Source organism: Flavobacterium sp. 316 (assembly GCF_000967805.1).
Classification (GTDB): Bacteria; Bacteroidota; Bacteroidia; order Flavobacteriales; family Flavobacteriaceae; genus Flavobacterium; species Flavobacterium sediminilitoris.
On the sequence record NZ_JYGZ01000006.1, the window covers coordinates 362,355 to 371,241 of the forward strand.

At 27.5% G+C, this 8,887-nt stretch carries 9 protein-coding genes; 2 read left to right on the forward strand and 7 right to left on the reverse strand.

Annotation, left to right across the window (positions count from 1 at the left end):
* Nucleotides 1-6 precede the first annotated feature (6 nt).
* On the forward strand, nucleotides 7-921 hold the full coding sequence (locus SY27_RS15085) for a bifunctional UDP-sugar hydrolase/5'-nucleotidase (RefSeq protein ID WP_045971788.1): 915 nt from the start codon (nucleotides 7-9) through the stop codon (nucleotides 919-921).
* Nucleotides 922-996: 75 nt separating this feature from the next.
* Here the strand turns inward: SY27_RS15085 and SY27_RS15090 are convergent, their stop codons facing one another.
* The 6 genes from SY27_RS15090 to rpsF all read right to left on the reverse strand — a co-directional run bounded on the left by SY27_RS15090 (nucleotide 997) and on the right by rpsF (nucleotide 5,394).
* Nucleotides 997-1,704, reverse strand: a complete 708-nt coding sequence (locus SY27_RS15090) for a hypothetical protein (protein WP_045971790.1) — start codon at nucleotides 1,702-1,704, stop codon at nucleotides 997-999.
* Complete coding sequence (gene ligA, locus SY27_RS15095) at nucleotides 1,697-3,697, reverse strand: NAD-dependent DNA ligase LigA (RefSeq protein ID WP_045971792.1); 2,001 nt, start codon at nucleotides 3,695-3,697, stop codon at nucleotides 1,697-1,699. Before ligA ends, SY27_RS15090 begins: the two co-directional genes overlap by 8 nt.
* Nucleotides 3,698-3,704: 7 nt before the next feature.
* A complete protein-coding gene (locus SY27_RS15100) occupies nucleotides 3,705-4,178 on the reverse strand; it encodes a DUF6495 family protein (protein ID WP_045971794.1) in 474 nt (157 codons plus the stop codon).
* A gap of 63 nt (nucleotides 4,179-4,241) precedes the next feature.
* Complete coding sequence (rplI, locus tag SY27_RS15105; RefSeq protein ID WP_045971796.1) at nucleotides 4,242-4,685, reverse strand: 50S ribosomal protein L9; 444 nt, start codon at nucleotides 4,683-4,685, stop codon at nucleotides 4,242-4,244.
* Nucleotides 4,686-4,753: 68 nt separating this feature from the next.
* On the reverse strand, nucleotides 4,754-5,050 hold the full coding sequence (rpsR, locus tag SY27_RS15110; RefSeq protein ID WP_045971798.1) for a 30S ribosomal protein S18: 297 nt from the start codon (nucleotides 5,048-5,050) through the stop codon (nucleotides 4,754-4,756).
* A 2-nt stretch (nucleotides 5,051-5,052) separates the two neighbouring features.
* On the reverse strand, nucleotides 5,053-5,394 hold the full coding sequence (rpsF, locus tag SY27_RS15115; protein WP_045971800.1) for a 30S ribosomal protein S6: 342 nt from the start codon (nucleotides 5,392-5,394) through the stop codon (nucleotides 5,053-5,055).
* A gap of 150 nt (nucleotides 5,395-5,544) precedes the next feature.
* Between rpsF and SY27_RS15120 the strand changes: the two genes are divergently transcribed.
* Nucleotides 5,545-6,240 (forward strand): LytTR family DNA-binding domain-containing protein, encoded by a 696-nt coding sequence (locus SY27_RS15120; RefSeq protein ID WP_045971802.1) that lies wholly within the window; start codon nucleotides 5,545-5,547, stop codon nucleotides 6,238-6,240.
* Here SY27_RS15120 and priA read toward each other — a convergent pair.
* Nucleotides 6,237-8,690: a primosomal protein N' gene (priA, locus tag SY27_RS15125; protein WP_045971804.1), complete on the reverse strand. Its 2,454-nt coding sequence runs from the start codon at nucleotides 8,688-8,690 to the stop codon at nucleotides 6,237-6,239. The genes SY27_RS15120 and priA overlap by 4 nt on opposite strands.
* Nucleotides 8,691-8,887 lie beyond the last annotated feature (197 nt).

Sequence of the window (8,887 nt, forward strand, 5' to 3'; positions counted from 1 at the left end):
TAAACTATGCAAAGAAGAGATTTTTTACAAAAAACAGCAGCCAGTTCGGCTTTATTAACAGTTGGAGGATTATCATTAAGTAGTTTTTCAACTATTGAGGAGAAAAAAATAATAATTCTACACACTAATGATGTTCATAGCCATATAGATCCATTTCCTGCGGATCATCCAAGAAATCCAAATATGGGTGGAGCAGCAAGAAGAGCAAGTGTAATAGAACAAATTAGAAAAGAAGAAAAAAATGTTCTTCTTTTAGATGCTGGAGATATTTTTCAAGGAACTCCTTATTTTAATTATTATGGTGGTGAATTAGAGTTTAAACTAATGAGTATGATGAAATATGATTTAGCTACAATGGGGAATCATGATTTTGACAATGGAATTGATGGTTTTCATGCACAATTACCACATGCTAGCTTTGACTTTGTTTCAGCAAATTATGATTTTACAAATACTATATTAGATGGAATTGTAAAACCTTATAAAATAATTATAAAAGACGGAATTAAAATTGGAATATTTGGATTAGGCGTTGAGCTTGACGGATTAGTTGATAAAAAACTATATAAAGAAACAGTCTACAATAATCCTATTGAAGTTGCAAAAGATATGACTAGGATATTAAAAGAAGATAAAAAGTGTGATTTAGTTATTTGTCTTTCTCATCTTGGTTTTAATTACAGAAACGAACCTGATAAAGTTTGCGATATATTACTTGCAAAACAAACAAAAGATATTGATTTAATTATTGGAGGTCATAGTCACACTTTTTTAGACAAACCTGTCATAGAAACTAATGTTGATGGAAAAGCAGTACTAGTGAATCAAGTTGGATGTTTTGGAATTAACCTTGGTAGAATTGACTTCTATTTGTCTAACAATAAAAAATACGATAATACTACTAGAAATATTATTCTATAAGTTTCATAAAAATATTCTATACTCTTTTAAATGCTATATAGTTTCTACATTTAGGAACTATATAGCATTTAAGTTTTAACCATCAATGGTTTTCAACCTGTTTTCTAAAATACTTCTTTCTAAAAAATATTTAGTATAAAATAAATATGCAATTGTTTGAGAAAAAGCATTTAAATATTTAAAAGTTAATAAATTTAAAAATTGCATATCTAGCACAAGAAACAAATGCGCCATTAATAATGAGAATACTGCAAAAACTAAATATGTATTTTTCCTATAGCTAGAATAAATAAATAAAATTGCTGTTAAAACCGTCATAACAAGGAGTGAAGTTCCAAAAATCATGAAGTACAAAAATTCATATATTGAATCAAATTCTAATAAATTAAAGATATTGAATAGCAAATAAAACAGAATAGAAGATAACATAATTAATGTTACATCTAATTGTTTTAAATTTCTAGTTTTCATTAAAATCCTAAAATCTTCATAAATAAAATAAATTATTATAAAGTTTGGAAACAATAAAAATGATAAACCTGCAAAAAAACAATCCTTAAAATTTATTAAAAAGAACATTTCTCCAATAAAAAAAAACACTAATGATTTTACAAACAAATAATTGAATTCATTTTCTTCTTGTGTAAAATAATAAAAAATAATAGCGGGTATAAATATTGGTTTTGTAATCAACGTAAGCATTTCACATTGCATTATAATTGACAAAACATATAAAACTGCTGAACAAATATATAAATAAAGAGAAGCGTTAAGTTTAATCATTAATCAATACATTAAACTCTTGCTCATTAATAATTGGTATTCCTAGCTTATTTGCTTTTTCTAATTTAGCTGGTCCCATATTATCGCCCGCAATTACATAATCTGTTTTTGAGGATATTGAACTTCCTACTTTTCCTCCATTATCTTCAATTGCTTTTTTTAGATCGTCTCTAGAATAAATTTCAAAAACTCCAGAAACAACAAATACTTTCCCTGATAATTTATCCGATACATTCGTATTTAATTTTTCATCTAATTCAAATTGTATCCCATTACTTTTAAGCCTTTCTATAATTTCAATGTTTGTTTCATTTTCAAAAAACAAGACTACACTTTTTGCAATTTTTTCTCCAATTTCATCAACTAGAATTAAATCCATTAAACTTGCAGAAGCTATTGCATCAATATTTTTATAATGTTTCGCTAGCTTTTTAGCCACAGTTTCTCCTACATATCTAATTCCTAAAGCATATAAAACACTATCAAAAGGAATGTTTTTAGATTTTTCGATTCCGTTAATTAAATTCTCAGCAGACTTCTCTGCCATACGTTCAAGTGGAATAACTTGGTCTTTAGTTAACTCATATAAATCTGCATAATTTTTTATTAAACCTGCATTATATAAAAGAGCAACCGTTTCACCTCCTAAACCATCAATATCCATAGCTTTTCTAGAGATATAATGTTGAATTCTTCCTATAATTTGAGGTGGACATCCATAAAAATTAGGACAATAATGATTTGCTTCTCCTTCAATTCTAATTAATTCCGTATTACATTCTGGACAATGTGTTATATAAGTTGTAGGTTGATTTTCTAATTTTCTTTCCTCTAAATTAACTCCAATAATTTTAGGAATAATTTCTCCTCCTTTTTCAACAAAAACACTATCTCCTATTCTAATATCTAATTTTGCAATTTGATCCGCATTATGCAAAGAAGCTCTTTTTACAATGGTTCCTGCTAATTGTACTGGTTCAAGATTAGCAACTGGTGTTATTGCTCCTGTTCTTCCTACTTGATAAGATATAGAATTTAAAATTGTTGTAACCTGTTCTGCTTTAAACTTATAAGCAATAGCCCATCGTGGTGATTTAGCTGTATAACCTAACTCTTCCTGATATTGAACTTGATTTATTTTAATTACAACTCCATCAGTTTCATAAGGTAATTCATGACGGTGTGTATCCCAATAATTAATAAATTCAAAAACTTCATTTATACTTTTTACCAATTTAGATTCATTTGGTACTTTAAAACCCCAATCTCTTGCTTTTTGTAATCCTTCAAATTGAGATTTAATAGGTAAATTATTCCCTACCAAAGTATACAACAAACAGTCTAATGGTCTTTTAGCAACTTCTGCACTATTTTGCAATTTTAAACTTCCTGAAGCAGTATTTCTAGGGTTTGAATAAGGTGTTTCTCCTATTTCAATTAACTCTTGATTCATTTTCTCAAAGCCTAAAAAAGGAAGAATTATTTCTCCTCTAATTTCAAATTTCTCTGGAAAATCATTTTTTAATTTTATAGGAACCGATTTTATTGTTTTAACATTATTTGTAACATCATCTCCTTGAAAACCATCTCCACGAGTAACTGCTCGCTTTAATTTACCATTTTCATATTGAATACTTATTGAAGCCCCATCATATTTCAACTCACAAGTAAATTCTAAATCAACATCACCTAATATTTTTTGACATCGTGTTTGCCAATCTAGTAAATCTTCTTTCGAATAAGAATTATCTAAAGAATACATTCTATATTCATGCTGAATAGTATCAAAATTCTTTGTAATAGCTCCTCCTACTCTAACTGTTGGTGAGTTTTCATCATAAAATTCAGGATATTTTGCTTCTAAATCTTGTAATTCTTTTAATTTCGTATCAAATTCAAAATCGGAAATTGTAGGTTTATCTAAAACATAATAATTATAATTATGCTGATTTAATTCTTCTCTTAAAACCTGAATAGATTGCAAAATATCCATAAAAATATTATTGATTTAATAAATGTTCTAATTTTGTAAAAAGTTCACCTTTACTAATAATTCCACCTTGTTTAATTATTGAAAAAAGAGCTCCATTTCGATCATCAGAAATGTCTTTTCTTCCTTTTTGAATTTCAATTACGTCTGAAAAAATATTTTCACTTAACCAATTTATTCCATCTGTTGAAAGGAAATCAACAGATTCTTCTTTTGTATTAATTACATAAGAATAAACTATATTTTCTACACATTTAAATAGAAAAATATAATTTTTAGAAAAGTGGTCTATAAAATTAACATTAGAAACAGCTCTATCCCATATCATATCTGAAAAAATATCAATTTCTTGCGATACTATTTCTGAGTTATTTTTTTTTAATTCATCCCATTCCTTTTTATCAATAGATTGTGTTGCTAAAAAAGTAATAAATTCTGGGTGAAGTTCTTCTAATTGTTCTTTTGTTAGTCTAGCGTACTTCATGGTGTAAATATAAAAAAAAAGCCCTCCAATAATGAAGGGCTAACTATAATTTTTTTTATAAAATTATGCTTTTTCTGCAATAATTTCATAAGGTAATTCTACAATTACATCTCTATGAAGTCTAACGCTAGCTGTATATTTACCAACACGCTTAACTACACCACTTGTAATGAATTTTTTATCAATTGATTGACCGTTTTTCTCTAATATTTCAGCAATATTAGCATTAGTAACAGAACCAAATAATTTATCACCACCTGCTTTTGCAGAAATTTTAATATCTAAAGCTCTTAATGACTCTGCAACTTTCTTAGCATCGTCAACAATTTTTTGCTCTTTATGTGCTTTTTGTTTTAAATTTTCAGCTAAAACTTTTTTTGCTGATGGAGTTGCTAAAGCTGCAAATCCTTGTGGAATTAAATAATTACGACCATAACCATTTTTTACAGTTACAATATCATCTTTAAATCCTAAATTCTGTACGTCTTGTTTTAAAATAAGTTCCATGTTGTTGTCCTTATATTTTTAGAAGTTAGGTTTCATTTTAACTGAAAACCAACAACTGTTATTTTTAATTATTTTAATAAATCAGCCACATATGGCATTAAAGCTAAGTGACGAGCTCTTTTAACAGCTACAGACACTTTTCTTTGATACTTTAATGAAGTACCTGTTAATCTTCTTGGTAAAATTTTACCTTGTTCGTTAACAAACTTTAATAAGAAGTCAGCATCTTTATAATCGATATATTTAATACCTGATTTTTTGAAACGACAGTATTTTTTTTGCTTGTTAGTTTCTATATTCAAAGGAGTAAGATATCTAATATCTCCCTCTTTTTTCCCTTTTGCAGATTGCTCTAAAGTTGACATAATTAGTTTGATTTAGATTTTAATTTTACTCTTCTTCTTTCAGCCCAAGAAATTGCATGCTTATCTAAAGCTACAGTTAAGAAACGCATAATACGCTCGTCACGACGGAATTCAGTTTCAAATCCAATGATTATATCTCCTGGAGCTTTGAATTCAAATAAATGATAAAATCCGCTTTTTTTGTGTTGAATTTCGTAAGCTAATTTTTTCAAGCCCCAATCTTCTTTCGATACCATCTCAGCCCCTTTAGAAGTAAGAAAACTTTCAAATTTACTTACTGTTTCCTTTATCTGTTGTTCAGATAAAACGGGATTCAAGATGAAAACAGTTTCATAGTGATTCATAATAAATTATATTAATTTGTTTAAAATTGAGTGCAAAAATAGTCAATTTATTTTAAATAACAATTTATAGTTCATTTTTTACACAATAATTACGCTTTTATTTGCTGTATTAATTTTTTTGCTATACTTTTATCATTAAATTATAGGTATATGAAGTTGAATTGTATAGTTGTTGATGATAGTGCAATACAAAGAATGACGATAACAAAGCTTGTTAATGAATCCCCAAATCTTAATTTAGTTGGTGATTTTGCTAATGCGTTAGAAGCAAAAAATTCTTTAAATAATAATATTGTTGATTTAATATTTTTAGACATAGAGATGCCTCTAATAAGCGGTTTTGACCTATTAGATGGACTAAAAGTTAAACCCCAAATAATCTTTATAACTTCAAAAGCTGATTATGCTGTAAAAGCATTCGATTATGAAGCAACAGACTTTTTGCAAAAACCAATTTCAAAAGAGCGTTTTTTAAGAGCTGTTAAAAAGGCTATTGAATTACATCAATTAAGAAATGATTCTCATGAAGAATTAGGTGAAACTATTATTATTAAGAGTAACTTAAAAAAATTAAAAGTTTTTACTCATAAAATAAAATGGATTGAAGCCTATGGTGATTATATTAAAGTTGTTACTGATGAAGAAAGCCATCTAGTATTATCCACAATGAAGTCATTTGAAAATGAATTACCTCAAGGAAAGTTTATTCGAATTCATAAGTCATACATTGTAAATTTAGATAGAGTTGAAAAATTCAATAGCAAATTTGCAGAAATTGATGGACAAAAAATCCCTATTAGTAGAAATAAAAAAGATGTAATTAGTAAAGCCATTGAAGCTATCTAATAATAATCTACATTTATTGATACCTTAATAGACCTATATTGAGCAATCGATTCAAAGCTCTTCAAAGTACTTTGTATCGTATTCTTTGTTTTTCCTAGATTAGCATTTGATGGAATTTTTATTATAATCGTTCTTATATACTGATTTCTTATTCTACTAATAGCAGGTTCTTCCGGTCCTAAAACAGGAATTTGTAAATGTTGAACTAACACATTGTACATCCATAAAGATCCTTCTTTTAATCTTTCAAAATCTTTATGTTTTAACGTTAATCTAATTAATCTAAAAAATGGTGGATATTTAAAATTTTGTCTATCATATATTTGCTCGTTATACATAGAGGCATAATCATTAGACAAAACTTGCTGAATTGTATTATGATATGGGTTATATGTTTGTATAATTACATTTCCTTTTTTCTCTTTTCGTCCTGCTCTTCCTGCTACTTGAATCATCATTTGAAAAGCTCTTTCATAGGCTCTAAAATTTGGTTGATTTAATAAATTATCTGCATTTAGAATTCCAACTAATGTTACGTTATCAAAATCCAACCCTTTAGCTAACATTTGCGTTCCTACTAAAATATCATACTCTCTATTCTTAAATGAATCAATAATCTTTTCGTAACCAAATTTACCTCTTGTTGTATCTTGATCCATTCGTCCAATAGTATTATCTGGAAAAATTGATTTTAACTCTAATTCTATCTGCTCTGTTCCAAATCCTTTAGTCGATAAATCTACTGACTGACAACTATGGCAATGCGTTGGATTTGATATTGTATAACTACAATAATGACACCTTAACTGATTTTTATACTTATAATATGTTAAGCTTACATCACAACTAGGACAATGTGGAACATGACCACAGGTCATACATTCAACAAATGGAGAAAAGCCTCTTCGATTTTGAAATAAAATAACTTGTTCTCCTAATGACAAAGTCTCTTGAATTTTATTTAATAATACATCAGAAAAATGACCATTCATCTTTTTTCTAAAATATTTATCCTTAATATCTACTAACTCAATATCTGGCAATACTACATTACCAAATCTTTCTTTAAGTTCTACTAAACCATACTTTCCAATTTTAACATTATAATATGATTCTAAACTAGGCGTAGCACTTCCTAACAATACTTTTGCATTATGCTGTTTTGCCAAAACAATGGCTGCATCTCTAGCATGATATCGTGGTGCAGGATCTTGTTGTTTAAATGTCTGTTCATGTTCTTCATCTATAACAATAAGACCTAAATTAGAAAAAGGTAGAAAAAGAGCACTCCTAACACCAATAACAACTCTAGCTTTATCTGAATTAATTAAAACATTATTCCAAACTTCAACACGCTCATTATTTGTATACTTAGAATGAAAAACAGAAACCTGATTACCAAAATATGCCGTTAACCTTTGAACTAATTGAGTTGTTAATGCTATCTCTGGAAGAAGAAACAAAACTTGTTTATCTGCTTTTATATAATCTTCAATTAACTTAATATAAATTTCTGTCTTTCCAGAAGCAGTAACACCATGTAAAAGTGTAACATCATGTTTTTTTTCATTTAATTTAATTAACTCAAAAGCTTTCAACTGAAAATCACTCAAATCAAAAGAAGAAGAATTATCCTTTTCAAATATCACTCTATCTTCATTTAAACAATATTCTTCAAAAACTTCTTTATCTATCAAACTTTTAACTATAGAAGTACTTACTCCTGAAAAATCGACAAGTTTTTTTATTAAAATTGGCTTCTTTTCATACGCATTTAATTGGAAATATTTTAAGATAAGTTCATGTTGCTTTTTTGCTTTAGATAAACTGTTTAATAATTCAACTAATTTATCTTCAATTAAAAATTCATCCTTAATTTTAACATACTTAGCAACCTTAGGCTTATAAGTTTCTGAAATTTCTTCTTGTAAAATTAAAAATCCTTTATCTAATAATTTATTTATAACAGGAAAGATCGTTTTCTTTCCTAAAATCTTACTTATTTCATTTAAAGTAATTGAAGATTGACTATGTAAAGCTTCAACAATTAAATACTCATCATCTGCTAAACTTAACTTATCAATAAAATTATCTGATATCTTAATCGATACAATAGTTTCACTCTCAAGCATATAATTAGAAGGTAATGCAGATTTAAAAACTTCACCGATAGTACACATATAATAATTAGCTATCCATTTCCAATGTTCAATCTGAAATGTATTAACAATTGGAATATCATCTAAAATTTGATGAATCTCCTTTGGCTTATATAATTCTGGCAAAACATGATGCCTATCAATTACTAATCCTGTAAAAATTTTACTCTTACCAAAAGGAATAGCAACCCGCATTCCAATATTAATATACTTAAATTCGGCTTCCGAAACCTCATAAGTAAAAGACTTTGGGAGAGCTAATGGTAAAATGACTTCTATAAAATACTGCATAAAACAAATATAGTTTTAAAATAGTAATAAATCAATTCAATAAATAAGGATAAGCACTACTACCTACTTAAGATATTAGTAATCAATTAAAAAATAGCGAATATCCAATAAATTTTAAAAACAAAAAAACCCTAATCGTACTGATTAGGGTTTTTAAAAGAAAGGCGGCGACATACTCTCCCACAGGATTGCAGTAC

Coding starts and splice junctions, on each gene's coding strand:
- SY27_RS15085 (WP_045971788.1), top strand. CDS start 7: ATGCAAAGAAGAGATTTTTTACAAAAAACAGCAGCCAGTTCGGCTTTA.
- SY27_RS15090 (WP_045971790.1), bottom strand. CDS start 1,704: ATGATTAAACTTAACGCTTCTCTTTATTTATATATTTGTTCAGCAGTT.
- priA (WP_045971804.1), bottom strand. CDS start 8,690: ATGCAGTATTTTATAGAAGTCATTTTACCATTAGCTCTCCCAAAGTCT.
- SY27_RS15100 (WP_045971794.1), bottom strand. CDS start 4,178: ATGAAGTACGCTAGACTAACAAAAGAACAATTAGAAGAACTTCACCCA.
- SY27_RS15120 (WP_045971802.1), top strand. CDS start 5,545: ATGAAGTTGAATTGTATAGTTGTTGATGATAGTGCAATACAAAGAATG.
- ligA (WP_045971792.1), bottom strand. CDS start 3,697: ATGGATATTTTGCAATCTATTCAGGTTTTAAGAGAAGAATTAAATCAG.
- rpsR (WP_045971798.1), bottom strand. CDS start 5,050: ATGTCAACTTTAGAGCAATCTGCAAAAGGGAAAAAAGAGGGAGATATT.
- rplI (WP_045971796.1), bottom strand. CDS start 4,685: ATGGAACTTATTTTAAAACAAGACGTACAGAATTTAGGATTTAAAGAT.
- rpsF (WP_045971800.1), bottom strand. CDS start 5,394: ATGAATCACTATGAAACTGTTTTCATCTTGAATCCCGTTTTATCTGAA.